This is a genomic window from Polynucleobacter sp. MWH-Svant-W18, assembly GCF_018687495.1.
GTDB lineage: Bacteria > Pseudomonadota > Gammaproteobacteria > Burkholderiales > Burkholderiaceae > Polynucleobacter.
The window spans coordinates 440,524-457,195 of sequence record NZ_CP061293.1; the positions used below are offsets into that span (position 1 = coordinate 440,524).

The window sequence follows — 16,672 nt, forward strand, 5'->3', positions numbered from 1 at the left end:
GTAGTAGCAGCGCAGTACTACTGTGCCTTTACTGCCGCGGCATCTAAATTACCCCACAAGGGTGACTTAGATGCCGTTTTCGTATACATTCTTCCCATGGCAAATTGCACACTTTGTAAAGATGATCTCAAGCCCGAAGAGGGCCAGTTGATTTGGCGTGGTGATGACTGTCGTGTCATCCTCGTAAATGATCCTGATCTGCCAGGTTTTTGCAGGGTGATCTGGAATCGACATGTCCCTGAGATGACAGATCTGAGCTATGGTGAGCGTGAGCACCTCATGACTTTAGTGTTTGCCGTAGAAGAGGCAATACGTCACATCATGCATCCCGATAAGGTGAATGTTGCTTCACTAGGAAATATGGTTCCGCATATTCATTGGCATGTCATCCCGAGATATAAAGACGATGCTTTTTATCCCAGCACTGCTTGGTCTCAAAGAGTTCAAGAAACTCCCGCAGCTGTTTTAGAGGAGCGAAAAAGAAAAGCTGCCCAATTACCTGATGCAATTAAAGCGGAGATTGCTTCTTTAATTTAGGCTAGTTTTTTAAGCGCCTCGAGATATTTGTCTGGACTAAGCTGCCCACCGTCGCGCTGGGCTTCCCACATTACCTGCCCTAAGCATTCCATCATGAGGTGTTGTGCCTCGTGTTTTGAACCTGTTTTTTGAGTCAGTTTTTCAGCAATCTCCCGAATACCTGGCGGCTGATTGATCGAGATCTGTTCGCTAATCGAAAGGTGCATTGAAAGATGTAAGAAGGGGTTGGTTTCTCCCCGTTCTGGTGTGTAGTCCTGCTCTAAAGCGCCCTCAGGATCGGAGAGGATGGCATGGTATTCAGGATGTTCTGCCATCCAATCGCTAGCCATAGTTTCCATGGAATCAAGAATGTGACCATCCGTTTTCTTCTTCCAAGTGTCGCAGAAAAAGCGTCGCACCTCTTCACGGGTTGGATTAAATATTGCCACGAACTTTTCCCTTGCCAGTTTTTTGTTTAAAGCTACATAGTGGCTCAACTATACATTGGGCGCAATCTGGATTGCGTGCTTTGCAAGTGTATCTGCCATGCAAAATAAGCCAATGATGGGCATCCAAAAGATATTCTTTGGGCACCCGTTTTAGTAATTGTTCTTCAACCTTCGCCACATCTTTGCCCGGTGCTAAGCCGGTTCGATTCGACACTCTAAAGATATGAGTATCGACTGCAATAGTGGGCTGCCCAAATGCGGTATTGAGAATCACGTTTGCTGTTTTTCGACCTACCCCTGGTAGAGCTTCTAATTCTTCCCGAGTTTGCGGCACTTCTCCTGCGTGCTGATCGATTAACAAGCGACAAGTTTCTTGAATATGCTTGCCCTTAGAATTAAATAAACCAATGTGCTGAATAAAGGGCCTTACCCCTTCCTCTCCCAAATCTAATAGGGCTTGTGGAGCATTGGCAATCTTGAAAAGTTTGCGCGTACCTTTGTTGACTGAGACATCTGTTGCTTGTGCGGAGAGTAAAACGGCAATAAGTAACTCAAATGGGGAGGTGTACTCGAGTTCTGTGGTGGGTTTTGGATTATTGGCCTTGAGTTGCTCAAAAAAAGCTCGCCGTTTTTCTGGGTTCATCATTTTTGTTGTTGTGCCCGAGTAATAGCTGCAGCAATGATGGCGCGTTTGCGTTCCTGTTCTTGCTTTTCTGCATCCGATCTTGGCTGGTCAGCATTTACTGCTGCTAATTTTGCGGCTGCCTTTTTAGCTAAACGCTCATCGTTATCTTTTTTCTCTCTATCAAGACGTTGCTCTCGATCGTGATAGCGTTTACGCGAAATATCTGCCAGATCGCTTGACCATGCGTTCCAACCAGTTTGACCACCGGTGACATCAATCATGCTGATGCAATCGACTGGGCAGGGCGGAATACACAAATCACAACCAGTACACCATTCCGTGAGAACGACGTGCATTTGTTTGGAAGCTCCCACAATGGCATCAACTGGGCATGCCTGAATACATAAGGTGCAACCAATACATTTTTGTGGGTCGATGAAGGCTATCGGCCTAGGACGTTCTATACCGCACGCAGGATCAATTGTGGGGTGCAGCTCAAAGGTGTCTTGGGGATAGATTGGAGCCAGAATCGTGCTGAGCCTTTGAATGCCTTCAACGCCTCCAGGAGGGCACCGATTTGGTAGTGCTTCACCGCTAGCGAGAGCTTCAGCATAGCCTCTGCAATCTGGATAGCCGCATTTCGTGCATTGGGTTTGAGGAAGGATATCCTCCAAGCGATCAGTAAGTTCGTTCGCTTGTGCGGTTTTCATTGCTGGACGAATACATCAAAAAAGTGAGGGCCTTAGCCCCCACTCATTGGTATTTAGTTAGAGCCTTCTAAGCTAGGCGGTCTAGTGTGATTTCTTTTATTCACGACTTGGTGGTCACGAATAAAGGATTTAATTTTTGGATACACCTTTTCGCGCCAGCGACGTCCAGAAAAAATACCATAATGTCCTGCACCAGCTACTTCATAGTGGTCTTTGTGTTCTTTAGGGATGCCAGAGCACAGGCCGTGCGCTGAGCGGGTTTGACCACTTCCGGAAATGTCATCTAGCTCACCTTCAACAGTAAGCAACGCAGTCTTTTGAATATCTTGTGGCTTCACGAGATCGCCTGCAACTGTCCAAGTGCCATTTGGCAAAGCATAGTCTTGGAACACCGTCTTGATCGTATCTAGATAAAACTTCGCATCTAAGTCTAATACCGCGTTGTATTCATCATAGAAACGAATATGTGCATCAGTATCTTGCTCATCACCACGCACGAGATTTTGGAAATAGTCCCAATGGGATTGCAAATGGTTTTGTGGGTTCATGGCAATAAAGCCAGTGTGTTGTAAGAAGCCTGGATAGACTTTGCGACCAGCGCCAGGATAAGATGGCGGCACTTTATAGATCACATGGCTTTCAAACCAGTCGTAAGACTTTTGCTCGGCCAAGTTGTTTACCGCTGTTGGTGATTTACGGGCGTCAATTGGGCCGCCCATCATGATCATCGAAGCTGGAGTTGCTTCGCCAGCAGAAGCCATGAGTGAGATAGCGCCCAATGTCGGAACTGTTGGCTGACAAACGGAGATCACATGCAAATCTTCTGCGCCAATGTGGCGGATAAATTCTTGGATGTAATGCACATAGTCATCGAGACCAAAGTCGCCATCTTCCAGTGGAACATTGCGCGCATCTATCCAGTCGGTGATATAGACCTTGTGATCTTGTAAAAGCGTGCGTACGGTATCGCGTAGCAAAGTGGCGTGGTGCCCGGACATTGGAGCAACTACCAATACAGAAGGATCATCTTTCAGTGCCTTGATGGTTTCAACATCATCAGAAAAGCGTTTAAAGCGCACTAAATTGCAGAATGGTTTTGAGAGCTTAGTGACCTCATGAATAGCAACCTCATGACCATGAGCCATTACAGAGCGAATACCAAATTCGGGTTTTTTGTAGCTCTTACCTAAGCGGTAGAGCAATTCATAGCTGGCAGCTAAACGTTCGGATCCCGGAACCTTAGATGCTGGGTTAGAGGCATTGATGAGCGCTTCAGAGGCGGCGCGTGCCCATGAACTCATGGGTTGAAGCAATGCTTTTTGGAACTCGTGTAACTGATATAGCATGGAACCTCCGGTAATTCTGTTAACCGCTTATGACACCTTGTTAGGCCAATACGCGGGCTATTGCTTTTACAACTTTATCAATATTTTTTGTGTTGAGCGCTGCAACACAAATACGTCCAGTGGAGAGGGCATAAATACCGTCTTCTTTCTGAAGGCGCTCAACTTGCTCAGCCGTTAAGCCTGAGTAAGAAAACATTCCGCGTTGCTCTTCGATGAATGAAAGATCTTCTTTCACACCAGCGGCAGAGAGTTTTTGAACTAGCTCATGACGCATTGTTTTGATACGAGTACGCATCTCAGCCAACTCATCTTCCCAAAGCTTACGAAGTTCTGGTGAAGTTAATACCGCTGCTGCAATTGCAGCACCATGAGTTGGCGGATTGGAATAGTTTGTGCGGATGACGCGCTTTAATTGTGACATCACACGAGCTGATTCCTCTTTGCTTTCAGTCACAATCGATAGGGCGCCAACACGCTCACCATAAAGTGAGAACGATTTTGAGAAAGAACTGGAAACAAAGAAGGACATGCCGGATTCAGCAAAGAGGCGCACTGCCAGACCATCTTGTTCAATGCCTGCCGCAAAGCCTTGGTAAGCCATATCCAAGAAGGGAATCAGACCCTTCGCTTTGCAGATATCAATCACTTGACGCCATTGCGCTTCAGTAATGTCTGCACCAGTTGGGTTATGACAGCAGGCGTGCAAAAGAACAGTGGTGTTCTTTGGGAGGGACTCTAAAGACTTCACCATGCCAGTGAAATCTACGCCGTGTGTCTTGCTATCAAAGTAGGTGTACTCAACAACCTCAAATCCAGCAGCCTCAAAAATACCGCGATGGTTTTCCCATGTTGGGTTGCTAATGGCGCAAGGTGCATTGAGGTTGAGGCGCTTAATAAAGTCTGCACCAACACGTAAGGCGCCTGTACCGCCGATACATTCAGCTGTGACAACGCGACCATCTTTGAGTAGTGCAGAGTTCGTACCAAACAAAAGATTTTGAACGGCGCTGTTGTAGGGATTTGGACCTTCGATTGGAATGTAGCCGCGAGGTGAATGCTTGGCAACAAGCTCCTCTTCTGCTTTAACCACTGCTTTTAGTAAAGGGATCTTGCCTTCGTCTGTGTAATACACACCAACACCAAGATTTACTTTGTCAGAACGTTGATCTGCAACGTAGGCTTCTGTGAGGCCAAAAATAGGGTCTTTAGGGGCTAACTGGACAGAGGTAAACAGGGTCATTGGGGTCAAAAAGGTTGTTTAGGGAGGGTTTTACTCGTAATTGACGTTAAATTGAGTTTAATTGTCTGTTTTTGAAGTCAGGATCAACTATTTCCAAATAAAAACGGCAAAATCATTGTTTGTACAAAATTCGCTGTGAAGACAACTCACAGATGAAATGATAGCCGAGATGCCCCCTAAGTCCCCCAAAATTGAACCAAATTCTGCGATAAAAGAAGAGCTCAAGAAACCCATGGCCGATCCCTTGGGTGAGGCGGGTCACGACCTTGATCCGGCTAAATTTGTCAGTTTTCCAGACTCGCCTTATCAGCTTTATCAGCCATTCCCACCAGCAGGGGATCAGCCAGGGGCGATTCAGGCCTTGGTCGAAGGGATTGAAGACGGCTTAACCTTCCAAACCCTCCTAGGTGTGACTGGGTCTGGAAAGACCTTCACTATGGCCAATGTGATCGCCAGGACTGGACGCCCAGCCATTATTTTTGCCCCAAATAAGACCTTGGCTGCTCAACTCTATAGTGAATTTAGGGAGTTTTTCCCTAGAAACGCGGTGGAGTACTTCGTCAGTTACTACGACTATTACCAGCCTGAGGCCTATGTTCCCCAGCGCGACCTCTTCATCGAAAAAGATTCATCGATTAATGAGCACATCGAGCAGATGCGCTTATCGGCAACCAAGAGTTTATTAGAGCGTCGTGACGTCATAATCGTAGCAACTGTTTCTGCAATCTACGGCATTGGAAATCCCGGTGATTACCACAGTATGGTGATGACACTTCGTCCTGGCGACAAAATGAGCCAACGCGATATTTTGATGCGCTTGATTGCGATGCAATACGACCGTAACGAAACCGATTTCAAGCGCGGTGTATTTCGGGTACGCGGTGACACGATTGATATTTTTCCAGCTGAGCATAATGAATTGGCTGTCCGCGTTGAATTATTTGATGACGTTGTCGAGAGTTTGCAATTCTTTGACCCGCTTACTGGCAAGATCCGTCAAAAGATTCCGCGCTTTACGGTATATCCAAGTTCGCACTATGTCACGCCACGCGAAACGGTTCTGAAGGCAATCGAAACGATTAAGACTGAATTGCGCACACGCTTAGATGAGTTTGTGAAGGATGGTAAGTTAGTAGAAGCGCAACGCTTAGAGCAGCGTACCCGCTTTGATCTGGAAATGCTCAATGAATTAGGTTTTTGCAAGGGGATTGAGAACTATTCCCGCCACCTATCAGGGGCTGCCCCCGGTGAGGCCCCACCTACCCTGGTGGACTATTTACCAAACGACGCCTTGATGTTCTTAGATGAGAGTCATGTCCTGATTGGACAGCTCAATGCGATGTATAACGGCGATAAATCGCGCAAACATACTTTAGTGGAATTTGGCTTCCGCTTGCCTTCAGCAATGGATAACCGCCCACTTAAATTTACAGAGTTCGAAACAAAGATGCGTCAAACCATTTTTGTTTCTGCAACTCCTGCTGATTACGAAAATACCCATCAAGGTCAAGTCGTTGAACAAGTAGCGCGACCAACTGGCTTAGTTGATCCAGAAATTGAAGTGCTACCTGCAAGCACGCAAGTAGATGATTTACTCGGTCAGATTCATGAACGTGTCAAAGTGGGTGAGCGTGTTTTAGTGACTGTACTGACGAAACGCATGGCTGAGCAGCTAACTGATTACCTTTCTGATAACGGCGTAAAGGTACGTTATGTCCACTCTGATATTGACACCGTTGAACGCGTAGAAATTTTGCGTGACCTGCGCTTGGGCGTATTCGATGTATTGGTAGGTATTAACTTGCTACGTGAAGGTTTGGATATTCCAGAGGTATCTTTGGTGGCCATTTTGGATGCCGATAAAGAGGGTTTCTTGCGTTCTGAACGCAGCTTGATTCAGACGATTGGTCGCGCAGCCCGCAATGTACGCGGTAAAGCCATTTTGTACGCTGATCGGATTACCGATTCCATGAAACGCGCCATGGGCGAGACTGAAAGACGCCGTACCAAGCAAATTGCCTTTAATAAGCTCCACGGCATAGAGCCCAAAGGGGTGCAAAAGCGCATTAAGGACATTATTGATGGCGTCTATGACGTCAAGGAGAAGCGCCAGGAGATGCAGGTCGAGCAGGAGCGGGCGCGCTATGAGGATATGAGTGAGAAGGACCTAGCGGGTGAAATCAAGCGTCTAGAGAAGCAAATGAATGCCGAAGCCAAGAATTTGGAGTTTGAGAAGGCCGCCAGCACCCGTGATCGCCTCACTAAGGTCAAGGAAATGGCCTTTGGGGCTCGTTCCCGGGACTCTATAGGCTGATTTTCTGGATTCCATCAGGGTTATTTGGGATAATTCCCGAGCAGTTTGCTGGGTCATATGGTAAAGTTGAGTGGAATGGTCGGGTATTACCCACCTGACTGTTAGCTGTCCATAACAATCCATTACCAAGGTGACATATGAGACTTACCACTAAAGGCCGTTTTGCAGTAACCGCAATGATCGATTTAGCCCTGCGCGAAGCGCATGGTCCTGTAACTTTGGCTGGAATTAGCCAGAGACAAAAGATCTCCCTTTCCTATCTAGAGCAATTGTTCGGCAAATTACGCCGCTTCAATATTGTTGAGAGCACTCGCGGACCTGGGGGTGGATACACCCTAGCGCGCAAATCTGACGAAATCAGTGTGGCTGACATTATTGTGGCGGTTGATGAGCCATTAGACGCCACTCAATGCGGCGGAAAAGGCAATTGTCATAGCGATGAAGATCAACACGGTCACTGTATGACTCATGATCTCTGGAGCAACCTGAATCTCAAAATGGTTGAGTACTTAAGCTCGGTGAGTTTGCGCGACTTAGTGCAACAGCAAGAAGGGCGCGGAGTAGTCATTCAGGATATGCGTCAAAAGAAAATCAAAGTTGAAAGTAGTAAGGCTGCAAAGACAGCCCCAGCACTTGCAGCGAAAAAAGAAGTTCCCGCTAAGGCGCCGCTAGTGAATTCTGTATTTAATCTGGCGCGCCAAAGTTAATAGAAGTTATTCAACAATAAGTAAATCATGAACGCACCACAAGACCTGCCACAGCAACCGGTTCCGATGTTTAGTCCTAAGCACTTTCCCGTGTATATGGACTATTCAGCTACTACCCCAATTGATCCTCGGGTCGTCGACAAAATGTTGCCGTACTTGCGTGAGCAATTTGGTAATGCTGCTTCTCGCAGTCATGCCTACGGCTGGGCTGCTGAAGAGGCTGTCGAGTGGGCGCGTTCAGAGGTTGCCCAACTTGTACATGCCGATCCAAGAGAGATCGTTTTTACCAGTGGCGCTACCGAGAGTATTAATTTGGCCCTCAAGGGTGCTGCGCATTTTTACAAAGATCGTGGCAATCACATCATTACCGTTAAAACTGAGCACAAGGCTACTTTAGATACTTGCCGTGAGCTTGAGCGTGAAGGCTATGAAGTAACCTATTTGGATGTATTACCAAACGGCTTGATTGATTTTGCACAGCTAGAATCGGCGATGAAGCCTGGCACGATTTTGGCCTCAGTCATGTATGTCAATAATGAAATCGGTGTAGTGCAAGACATACCTCGCATCGGCGACTTATGTCGCTCACGTAACGTGATTTTTCATGTCGATGCAGCACAAGCGACTGGCAAGGTAGAAATCGATCTCGAAAAAATCAAAGTTGATTTAATGAGTTTTTCTGCCCACAAGACTTATGGTCCAAAAGGTATCGGCGCCTTGTTTGTGCGTCGCAAGCCCCGTATTCGTATCGAAGCTCAAATTCATGGTGGTGGTCATGAGCGCGGTATGCGCTCTGGCACTTTGGCGGTTCACCAGATCGTCGGTATGGGTGAAGCATTTCGCATTGCTCGCATTGAGATGGCTGAAGAAAATAAGCGCATTCGTGCACTGCGCGATCGCTTGTTAAATGGCTTAAAAGATATTGAAGAAGTCTATGTCAACGGCGACATGGACCATCGTGTTCCCCATAACCTCAACATTAGCTTTAACTATGTTGAAGGGGAATCTATGTTGATGGCACTCAAGGACTTGGCAATTTCTTCCGGTTCAGCTTGTACATCTGCGTCTCTAGAGCCTTCTTATGTATTGCGTGCTTTAGGTCGTAATGATGAATTGGCTCACAGTTCAATTCGTTTTACTCTTGGCCGCTTTACCACTGAAGAGGAAGTGGATTTCACGATCAAGTTGGTAAAAGAGAAGATTGCTAAGTTGCGTGAGCTTTCACCACTGTGGGAAATGTTTAAAGACGGAATCGACTTAAGCACGATTCAATGGGCTGCACACTAAAAGATATAGAGAAATTAAAGAGGAAATACCATGGCATATAGCGACAAAGTCATCGATCATTATGAAAACCCCCGTAACGTTGGCTCCTTCGAAAAGGGTGACGATAGTGTTGGCACTGGGATGGTTGGCGCGCCAGCTTGCGGCGACGTCATGAAACTACAAATCCGCGTAAATGACCAAGGTGTGATTGAAGATGCTAAGTTCAAGACTTACGGTTGTGGTTCTGCAATTGCATCTTCTTCACTGGTTACCGAGTGGGTTAAAGGAAAAACTTTAGATCAGGCTTTGGAGATTAAGAATTCTTTGATTGCTGAAGAGTTGGCATTGCCCCCTGTAAAAATTCACTGCTCAATCTTGGCAGAAGATGCTATCAAAGCAGCAGTCGCTGATTACAAAGAAAAGCATCCTGCACAATAATCATGTCAATTACCTTAACTGACAAAGCAGCTGCACACGTGAAGCGCAACCTTGAGAAGCGCGGCAAGGGGTGTGGCTTGCGTTTGGGTGTTCGCACTACGGGTTGCTCTGGTTTAGCTTATCAATTGGAGTATGTTGATGAGCCCGCAGCAGAAGATCAAGCATTTGAATCCAATGGCGTCAAAGTGTTTGTTGATCCAAAAAGTTTGGCGTATTTGGACGGCACCGAGTTGGATTTTGTACGTGAGGGTTTGAATGAGGGCTTTAAGTTTCAAAACCCAAATGTAAAAGACGAGTGTGGTTGTGGCGAATCCTTCCGCGTCTGACGATTACTTTCGCTTCTTTGGCCTAAATCAGCAATTCAAAATCGACTTAGCTGCCTTAGATCAGGCTTATCTGTCAATCCAGAAAGAAGTTCATCCCGATCGTCATGCTCAGGGTAGTGATGCGGAGCAGCGCTTGTCGATGCAGATGGCAACTTTAGCGAATACTGCCTTTCAGACTCTCAAAAATCCTATTCAGCGCGGCCTCTACATCTGCCAACTACACGGGGTTGATGCCAAGCTCGAAACCAATACCGCGATGCCAGCAGCCTTCCTCATGAAGCAAATGGAATGGCGTGAAAACCTTGATGAGCAAGCAGAGGATCTACCGGCCTTGGAAAATCTGATGGCAGAGGTAGAAGTTGCCAAGGAAGATACTCTGGCAGAAATTACCCAGGCCATCGATGGCGCTAAAAATTATCAGCGTGCTGCCGAACTATTGAGAGGCTTACTCTTTATTGATAAGTTCGCTATTGAGCTTGATGCTGCTATTGCAGCACTAGCCTGAATTACACTCGAGTTCTTATGGCCTTATTACAAATTTCTGAACCCGGTAAGTCTCTTGCACCCCATCAGCGTCGCATTGCCGTGGGGATCGATTTAGGGACTACCAATTCTTTGGTGGCCATCGTGCGCGATGCCTTGCCTAAAGTGCTGCCGGATTCCCAAGGAAGAGAGCTGCTCCCATCCGTAGTGCGTTATCTGCCAAACGGCAGAACTCAGGCTGGTTTTGAAGCGCTTGAGAGCGTGGTGATAGATCCTAAAAATACGATTGTTTCAGTGAAGCGATTCATGGGCCGTGGTGTGCAAGACGTAGAACATATTGAAAGCACGCCCTACGATTTTGTTGATCAGCCTGGCATGCTAAAGCTAAAAACAGTGGCTGGTGAAAAGAGTCCGATTGAGGTTTCAGCGGAGATCTTGGCGCGCTTACGTCAGCTAGCTGAAGACTCTGTGTCAGATGATATTGTGGGCGCAGTGATTACTGTGCCTGCATATTTTGATGATGCACAACGTCAAGCAACTAAAGATGCTGCCAAGCTAGCTGGTATTGAAGTGCTTCGCCTGCTCAATGAGCCAACAGCAGCTGCTATTGCCTATGGTTTAGATAATGCCTCTGAAGGCGTTTACGCTGTATATGACCTAGGCGGTGGCACCTTTGATATCTCCATTCTGAGAATGAGTAGAGGTGTGTTTGAAGTGCTCTCGACTGGTGGAGACTCAGCCTTAGGCGGCGATGATTTTGACCATCGTCTTTATTGCTGGGTCATTGAGCAAGCTAAATTGCCCCCCTTATCCATTCATGATCACAGCAAACTGCTGCAAGCCTGTAAACAGGCTAAAGAGTCACTTAGCCATAACCCCTTAGCGCGTGTTCATGAAACGCTTGCTGACGGTACTGTAGTGAATGTCGGTGTGAGCCAGGCTCAATTCTTTGAGATCACTCAAAACTTAGTTGCGAAGACCCTCACAGCTTGTAAAAAAGCTTTGCGTGATGCCGGCTTGAAGTCTGAAGATATTAAAGGTGTCGTGATGGTAGGTGGTTCTACTCGCATGCCGAATGTGCAGAGGGCTGTTGGAGAGTTGTTTGGAACTAAGCCGCTCAACAATCTCAATCCTGATCAAGTAGTTGCGCTGGGCGCGGCAATGCAGGCTGACCTCCTTGCGGGTAATCAAAGCAAGGATGATCAGTGGCTCTTGTTAGATGTCATCCCACTGTCTCTTGGTCTGGAAACCATGGGCGGCTTGGTAGAAAAAATTATTCCACGCAATACGCCCATTCCGGTTGCTAGAGCGCAAGACTTTACGACTTTCAAAGACGGTCAAACCGCATTGGCGATTCAAGTAGTGCAGGGTGAACGTGAACTGGCGCAAGACTGCCGCTCTTTGGGGAGATTTGAGTTGCGCGGTATTCCGGCGATGGCCGCTGGCGCTGCAAGAATTCGGGTAACGTTTCAGGTGGATGCAGATGGTCTATTGTCTGTAAGTGCGATAGAGCAAGGCTCTGGCGTCCAAGCATCGATTGATATTAAGCCCTCCTATGGATTAACGGATAGCGAGATTACTCGCATGTTGCAAGATGGTTTTGCAGCGGCAAAAGAAGATTTACTCGCAAGATCATTGAGAGAAGAACAAGTCAATGCTCAACGGTTGCTGGATGCAGTGCAAACTGCATTGGCTAGCGACCGAAATCTTCTGAGTGCAGTAGAGCAAGAGGTGATTGATCATGAGATGGCCGCTTTACAAAAGATTCTGAATGAAGAGACTGATAGTGCGGTAGTTCGCAAGGCGGTTGATCATGCTGCTAAAGCAACCGATGACTTTGCGCAAATGCGTATGAATGCCACCATACAGAAAGCATTGTCTGGTAAAAATGTTGCTGAGATTTAAATCCTAAAGAAAATCAAAAAGAATCATGACCCAAATCGTTGTATTACCCCATAGTGAATATTGCCCAGAAGGGGCGGTAGTAGAAGCTGCACCTGGCACATCGATTTGTGAGGCCTTGCTAGAGAATGACATTCCGATTGAGCATGCTTGCGATATGGTCTGCGCCTGCACCACTTGCCACGTAATCGTGAAAGAGGGCTATCAGAGCCTAAACCCTCCGGATGAAAATGAGGAAGATTTACTTGATCGCGCTTGGGGCCTCAATCCTCAATCTCGTTTATCTTGCCAAGCCATTGTTGCCAGGGAAAATTTGGTGATTGAGATACCGAAATATTCCATAAACCATGCCAAAGAGAATCATTAATGCACCAAATTAAAGCATTACCGCTCAATTTGATGCAAAGTCCTGTCATAGCTTTGTCATAGAGGACTAATATGAACTTGTAGTTTGTTCTTTAAGTAGTACCTCCAAAAAACTCTTTCAAGCCATCCTTCGGGGTGGCTTTTCTTTATTGCGCTATTGCTTCCCGAATCATGCCTGCTGCAACTGTATGGTTGGTTGCTTCATCGATCAAGATAAATGCACCAGTGCGTGGTGATTGATCGAATAGGTCTGCAACGATGGGCTTTTGCAAAATAAAATCGACTCTTCCAATTTCATTGGTAGAGAGAGCCTGAACATCGCTTGCATGTGAGAGAGTTTGGACATCCAATACTTTCTGGATATTTTTGACTTTTGCCCCAACTGTATTAGTAGTATGACGCAAAGCATATTTACGGCTTAATGACAGCGGCTCACTATCAAGCCAGCACAAATCTGCTGAGAGTTGTTTGCTCAGTACTGGTGGTTTGCTATCTTCCGCGCTAATAAATAGTGATCCACGGGAGACGTCGATATCCTCAGACAGTTGAATTGCAACCGCTTGCCCAGTTTGTGCAGAATCAACAGAATTATTACCATTGGTTTGCTCATGACTGGCACGATTGCCTAAGTAAATCTCAGCAACAGTAGCCTCTGAGCCAGCAGGCAGTACCTTAATTTTTTGACCCTTACGAATCGAGCCAGATTCAATTTCACCAAGGTAGCCTCGGAAATCATCTGACGCACTGCCGTCTTGACGGGCTACATATTGCACGGGGAAACGGAGAGCGAGTTTTTCAGATTCAGGGCTAGTATCAAGACTTTCCAACCACTCAAGCAGGGTTTGGCCTTTATACCAAGGAGTATTTTTACTGGCAGTAACGACGTTAGCGCCAAGCAATGCAGAAATCGGAATCAAACTTGGTTTAGGTAAGCCAATCTTTTGGGTGAGATCTTCAATTGAAGTCTTGATGGTGTTAAAGACTTTTTCATCAAAATCAAATAAGTCCATCTTGTTGATGGCAAAGACTACATGACGGAGTCCCAATAGATGAACAATCGCTGCATGACGTTTGGTTTGCGCTAACAAGGTTGCTGGAGTGGTATTAAGGTCAACGCGGGTTGCGTCAACCAAGATCACAGCCACATCGGATTGCGATGCGCCAGTAACCAAATTGCGGGTATATTGCTCGTGGCCTGGGGCATCAGCAACAATAAATTTACGCTTTGGGGTTGAGAAATAGCGGTAAGCCACATCAATGGTGATACCTTGCTCGCGCTCAGCCTCAAGACCATCCGTCAAGAGGGCTAAATCAACGCCGGCGTCAGATGACGTTACACGAGCATGCTTGGTTTTGGAAAGAGATTCCAGTTGATCTACCAAAATAGACTTAGTGTCATACAGTAAGCGGCCGATGAGTGTACTTTTGCCATCATCGACGCTACCAGCAGTAATGAAGCGCACAACGTTTTGATTTTGATTGGTAGTCATTAGAAGTAACCTTCTTTCTTGCGGCGCTCCATGGAGGCCTCATTCGTTTGGTCATCCATGCGGGTTGCGCCACGTTCGGTAATTTCAGTAATTGCAGTCTCGGCAATAATTTCGAGTGGGTTGGCTGCAGTGCTCAATACCGGGCAGGTGCAGCTAATATCCCCAACAGTCCGGAAGCGCACACTGAGAATCTCGCTAATATCGCCAGGGGCTTTTGGTGTCACATCGGTCACAGGCACTAAAAGATTGTTCTTCTTCACGACTTCACGTTGATGGGTGTAGTAGATGCTTGGAAGTTCAAGCTTTTCTCGGGCAATGTATTGCCAGATATCGAGTTCTGTCCAATTGGAGATTGGGAATACACGCATGTTCTCGCCTTTGGCGATGCGAGCGTTGTAAAGATTCCAGAGTTCAGGGCGCTGTGCCTTAGGATCCCATTGACCAAATTCATCGCGGAAGGAGAAGATGCGCTCTTTGGCGCGAGCTTTTTCTTCATCGCGACGAGCACCACCCATCAGAGCATCAAATTCATGTTCGGCAATGGCTTCTAGCAAAGTCACTGCTTGTGCGGCATTGCGTGAGTCAGTTTCTTTGCGTAATCGCACAGTACCCTTTTTGATGGAGTCCTCAACGTGACCAACAATCAGCTTTACACCGGTCTTTTCAACTACGGCATCGCGATAAGCGATGACTTCAGGGTAGTTATGACCAGTATCGATATGCAATATTGGAAATGGCAGCTTCACAGGCCGATCACCAAATTGAAAAGCCTTACGTGCTAGATGAAACATGACGATAGAGTCTTTGCCACCCGAGAAGAGCATGGCTGGGTTGGAGCACTGTGCTACTACTTCACGAATGATATAGATCGACTCAGCTTCAAGCCAATCTAAATGATCATCCAGTAATTTTTGTTCTGACATTCTGTAAATAGTTTCTGCTAAGTTTTAATGGTGAATGAATTATTGATTGACGTGCAAGCCACATTCTTTGCTATCGCTTTGTAGCCACCACCAGCGGCCAGCACGAATATCTTCATCCTTCTTCACCTGACGAGTGCAGGGCTCACAGCCAATGCTGGGGTAGCCCTTCAAGTGCAAAGGGTGAATCGGTACATCTTCTTGTTGGATGTAGGCCCAAATATCGGCCTCACTCCAATCAAATAAGGGATTGAACTTCGCAATGCCTCTTGCATCATCCAGTTCTTCTAAATTGAGTTCGGTGCGAGTGGTTGATTGCTCACGGCGTTGGCCAGTGATCCAGGCATCGGCACCAAGCAACGCTGCATTCAGTGGTTTGATCTTGCGTGCACCGCAACAGGCTTTCTTGGGCTCTTCACCATCGTAAAAACCATTCATGCCATATTGATCTACAAAGGCTTGTACATCGGAATCTTGAGGGTAGACTTTTTCAATGCTGACGCCATAATGATTTTCAGTCGTTCTAACCATATCCACAGTTTCTTGATGAAGACGGCCGGTCGCTAATGTGAATAACTTAATCTTGGCACTAGCCTTAGCAATAGCATCGGTAATCACCATGTCTTCTGCAGCGAGACTGGTTGCAAAGCGAACATCAGAAAAGCGATTGGAAATACCTACTAGACGCTGCTTGAGAGCAGCAGACTTTTCAGCAAGCTGATCTGGCGTTAGGGTGCTTGGTGGAATTGACCAAAATTCTGGGGTAATCATGAGGAAACTAACTTAATTCCAACTAAAAATAAGGTTGCGGCCAGAGTTGTTCTGGTCACTTTTTCTGAAAGCGTGCTTGAGAGTTTAGCGCCAAGCCAGATTGCTGGTACCGATCCAATTAATAAACCAAACAGTAAATCAAAGTGCACATTTCCGAGCCACCAGTGCCCTAAACCAGCTAAGGCAGTGAGGGGAACCGCATAGGCAATATCAGTGCCAGCAACTTGTGCAGGTTTTAAGTAAGGATAGAGAACCAATATCAAGGTTGCGCCAATTGCACCTGCGCCAATGGAGGAAACTGTTACTAAGACACCAATCACCGCTCCAACAATAATGGTCGCTGCTTTCAAGTTTGTGCCGCTTGGTAAAAAACTAGGATTTTCTTGCACCCATTTCAAAATTTTTGCTCTGAAAAGTAGGGAGCCTGCAGTGAGTAATACAGAGATACCAATGGAAATGCTAATGATGTGATTGAAATTCTTAGAAACGGGGCCTATAAATTTCAAAGCCACGATAGAGATGATTGCGGTTGTTAGGCTACCCATGCAAAGCAGACGAACAATATCCCAGCGAACATTTCCATGAAGCCGATGTGCTGCTGTACCAAAACCTTTGGTAATTGCAGCAAATGCCAAATCAGTGCCAACCGCAGTAGTCGGCGCAACTCCAAAAATAATGGTCAGCAATGGCGTCATCAGGGATCCGCCCCCAACACCAGTCATGCCAACCAAGAGGCCAACAAGCGCGCCAGAAATAATGAATTGAGAGGAGTCTATAAAAAATTGAATCATGATCTTTTTTCC

18 protein-coding genes are annotated in these 16,672 nt (G+C 46.6%); 9 read left to right on the forward strand and 9 right to left on the reverse strand.

Going from position 1 to position 16,672, the window contains the following annotated elements; genetic code table 11:
* Positions 1 to 96: 96 nt before the first annotated feature.
* Positions 97 to 537: an HIT family protein gene (locus tag C2757_RS02395; RefSeq protein WP_215375671.1), complete on the forward strand. Its 441-nt coding sequence runs from the start codon at positions 97 to 99 to the stop codon at positions 535 to 537.
* Here C2757_RS02395 and C2757_RS02400 read toward each other — a convergent pair.
* The 5 genes from C2757_RS02400 to C2757_RS02420 are packed head-to-tail and all read right to left on the reverse strand — an operon-like array spanning position 534 to position 4,886.
* Positions 534 to 965 (reverse strand): DUF1841 family protein, encoded by a 432-nt coding sequence (locus C2757_RS02400; protein ID WP_251366774.1) that lies wholly within the window; start codon positions 963 to 965, stop codon positions 534 to 536. The genes C2757_RS02395 and C2757_RS02400 overlap by 4 nt on opposite strands.
* Positions 952 to 1,608, reverse strand: coding sequence for an endonuclease III (gene nth, locus C2757_RS02405; RefSeq protein WP_215376781.1), 657 nt, complete (start codon positions 1,606 to 1,608; stop codon positions 952 to 954). The genes C2757_RS02400 and nth overlap by 14 nt, the downstream gene beginning before the upstream one ends.
* On the reverse strand, positions 1,608 to 2,300 hold the full coding sequence (gene rsxB / locus C2757_RS02410; RefSeq protein WP_215375674.1) for an electron transport complex subunit RsxB: 693 nt from the start codon (positions 2,298 to 2,300) through the stop codon (positions 1,608 to 1,610). The genes nth and rsxB overlap by 1 nt, the downstream gene beginning before the upstream one ends.
* A 53-nt stretch (positions 2,301 to 2,353) precedes the next feature.
* Positions 2,354 to 3,646: a polyhydroxyalkanoate depolymerase gene (locus tag C2757_RS02415; RefSeq protein ID WP_215375677.1), complete on the reverse strand. Its 1,293-nt coding sequence runs from the start codon at positions 3,644 to 3,646 to the stop codon at positions 2,354 to 2,356.
* 40 nt (positions 3,647 to 3,686) lie between these two features.
* A complete protein-coding gene (locus C2757_RS02420) occupies positions 3,687 to 4,886 on the reverse strand; it encodes an amino acid aminotransferase (protein ID WP_215375679.1) in 1,200 nt (399 codons plus the stop codon).
* Positions 4,887 to 5,118: 232 nt separating this feature from the next.
* Here C2757_RS02420 and uvrB point away from each other — a divergent pair, with 232 nt between their 5' ends.
* From uvrB to fdx, 8 genes are all read left to right on the forward strand, one after another.
* Entirely contained in the window at positions 5,119 to 7,200 is a 2,082-nt protein-coding gene (gene uvrB / locus C2757_RS02425) for an excinuclease ABC subunit UvrB (RefSeq protein ID WP_215376786.1), read from the forward strand.
* 137 nt (positions 7,201 to 7,337) lie between these two features.
* Positions 7,338 to 7,907: a Fe-S cluster assembly transcription factor gene (locus C2757_RS02430; RefSeq protein ID WP_215375682.1), complete on the forward strand. Its 570-nt coding sequence runs from the start codon at positions 7,338 to 7,340 to the stop codon at positions 7,905 to 7,907.
* 27 nt (positions 7,908 to 7,934) lie between these two features.
* The gene (locus C2757_RS02435) at positions 7,935 to 9,194 is read left to right on the forward strand and encodes an IscS subfamily cysteine desulfurase (protein WP_371817026.1); all 1,260 of its coding nucleotides are present in this window, start codon (positions 7,935 to 7,937) and stop codon (positions 9,192 to 9,194) included.
* A gap of 30 nt (positions 9,195 to 9,224) precedes the next feature.
* Positions 9,225 to 9,611 (forward strand): Fe-S cluster assembly scaffold IscU, encoded by a 387-nt coding sequence (iscU, locus tag C2757_RS02440; RefSeq protein ID WP_215375685.1) that lies wholly within the window; start codon positions 9,225 to 9,227, stop codon positions 9,609 to 9,611.
* 2 nt (positions 9,612 to 9,613) lie between these two features.
* Positions 9,614 to 9,937 carry an iron-sulfur cluster assembly protein IscA gene (gene iscA, locus C2757_RS02445; protein ID WP_215375688.1) on the forward strand — a complete coding sequence of 108 codons (324 nt, stop codon included), beginning with the start codon at positions 9,614 to 9,616 and terminating at the stop codon, positions 9,935 to 9,937.
* Entirely contained in the window at positions 9,915 to 10,442 is a 528-nt protein-coding gene (gene hscB / locus C2757_RS02450) for a Fe-S protein assembly co-chaperone HscB (RefSeq protein ID WP_215375691.1), read from the forward strand. The genes iscA and hscB overlap by 23 nt, the downstream gene beginning before the upstream one ends.
* A gap of 17 nt (positions 10,443 to 10,459) precedes the next feature.
* Positions 10,460 to 12,325, forward strand: coding sequence for a Fe-S protein assembly chaperone HscA (gene hscA / locus C2757_RS02455; RefSeq protein ID WP_215375694.1), 1,866 nt, complete (start codon positions 10,460 to 10,462; stop codon positions 12,323 to 12,325).
* Between the two features lie 25 nt (positions 12,326 to 12,350).
* Positions 12,351 to 12,689 carry an ISC system 2Fe-2S type ferredoxin gene (fdx, locus tag C2757_RS02460; RefSeq protein ID WP_215375696.1) on the forward strand — a complete coding sequence of 113 codons (339 nt, stop codon included), beginning with the start codon at positions 12,351 to 12,353 and terminating at the stop codon, positions 12,687 to 12,689.
* 145 nt (positions 12,690 to 12,834) lie between these two features.
* Here fdx and C2757_RS02465 read toward each other — a convergent pair whose 3' ends face one another.
* Genes C2757_RS02465 through C2757_RS02480 form a run of 4 tightly spaced genes read right to left on the reverse strand, consistent with a single transcriptional unit; the run spans position 12,835 to position 16,660 of the window.
* Positions 12,835 to 14,178 (reverse strand): sulfate adenylyltransferase subunit 1, encoded by a 1,344-nt coding sequence (locus tag C2757_RS02465; RefSeq protein WP_215375699.1) that lies wholly within the window; start codon positions 14,176 to 14,178, stop codon positions 12,835 to 12,837.
* On the reverse strand, positions 14,178 to 15,101 hold the full coding sequence (gene cysD / locus C2757_RS02470; protein ID WP_215375701.1) for a sulfate adenylyltransferase subunit CysD: 924 nt from the start codon (positions 15,099 to 15,101) through the stop codon (positions 14,178 to 14,180). Before cysD ends, C2757_RS02465 begins: the two co-directional genes overlap by 1 nt.
* A 39-nt stretch (positions 15,102 to 15,140) precedes the next feature.
* Complete coding sequence (locus C2757_RS02475; RefSeq protein ID WP_215375704.1) at positions 15,141 to 15,869, reverse strand: phosphoadenylyl-sulfate reductase; 729 nt, start codon at positions 15,867 to 15,869, stop codon at positions 15,141 to 15,143.
* Positions 15,866 to 16,660: a sulfite exporter TauE/SafE family protein gene (locus tag C2757_RS02480; protein ID WP_215375706.1), complete on the reverse strand. Its 795-nt coding sequence runs from the start codon at positions 16,658 to 16,660 to the stop codon at positions 15,866 to 15,868. Before C2757_RS02480 ends, C2757_RS02475 begins: the two co-directional genes overlap by 4 nt.
* Positions 16,661 to 16,672: the final 12 nt, after the last annotated feature.

Excerpts from the sequence above, each read along its gene's own strand:
- C2757_RS02395 (WP_215375671.1), top strand. The coding sequence starts at position 97 with ATGGCAAATTGCACACTTTGTAAAGATGATCTCAAGCCCGAAGAGGGC.
- nth (WP_215376781.1), bottom strand. The coding sequence starts at position 1,608 with ATGAACCCAGAAAAACGGCGAGCTTTTTTTGAGCAACTCAAGGCCAAT.
- rsxB (WP_215375674.1), bottom strand. The coding sequence starts at position 2,300 with ATGAAAACCGCACAAGCGAACGAACTTACTGATCGCTTGGAGGATATC.
- C2757_RS02415 (WP_215375677.1), bottom strand. The coding sequence starts at position 3,646 with ATGCTATATCAGTTACACGAGTTCCAAAAAGCATTGCTTCAACCCATG.
- C2757_RS02420 (WP_215375679.1), bottom strand. The coding sequence starts at position 4,886 with ATGACCCTGTTTACCTCTGTCCAGTTAGCCCCTAAAGACCCTATTTTT.
- uvrB (WP_215376786.1), top strand. The coding sequence starts at position 5,119 with ATGGCCGATCCCTTGGGTGAGGCGGGTCACGACCTTGATCCGGCTAAA.
- C2757_RS02430 (WP_215375682.1), top strand. The coding sequence starts at position 7,338 with ATGAGACTTACCACTAAAGGCCGTTTTGCAGTAACCGCAATGATCGAT.
- C2757_RS02435 (WP_371817026.1), top strand. The coding sequence starts at position 7,935 with ATGAACGCACCACAAGACCTGCCACAGCAACCGGTTCCGATGTTTAGT.
- iscU (WP_215375685.1), top strand. The coding sequence starts at position 9,225 with ATGGCATATAGCGACAAAGTCATCGATCATTATGAAAACCCCCGTAAC.
- iscA (WP_215375688.1), top strand. The coding sequence starts at position 9,614 with ATGTCAATTACCTTAACTGACAAAGCAGCTGCACACGTGAAGCGCAAC.
- hscA (WP_215375694.1), top strand. The coding sequence starts at position 10,460 with ATGGCCTTATTACAAATTTCTGAACCCGGTAAGTCTCTTGCACCCCAT.
- fdx (WP_215375696.1), top strand. The coding sequence starts at position 12,351 with ATGACCCAAATCGTTGTATTACCCCATAGTGAATATTGCCCAGAAGGG.
- C2757_RS02465 (WP_215375699.1), bottom strand. The coding sequence starts at position 14,178 with ATGACTACCAATCAAAATCAAAACGTTGTGCGCTTCATTACTGCTGGT.
- cysD (WP_215375701.1), bottom strand. The coding sequence starts at position 15,101 with ATGTCAGAACAAAAATTACTGGATGATCATTTAGATTGGCTTGAAGCT.
- C2757_RS02475 (WP_215375704.1), bottom strand. The coding sequence starts at position 15,869 with ATGATTACCCCAGAATTTTGGTCAATTCCACCAAGCACCCTAACGCCA.
- C2757_RS02480 (WP_215375706.1), bottom strand. The coding sequence starts at position 16,660 with ATGATTCAATTTTTTATAGACTCCTCTCAATTCATTATTTCTGGCGCG.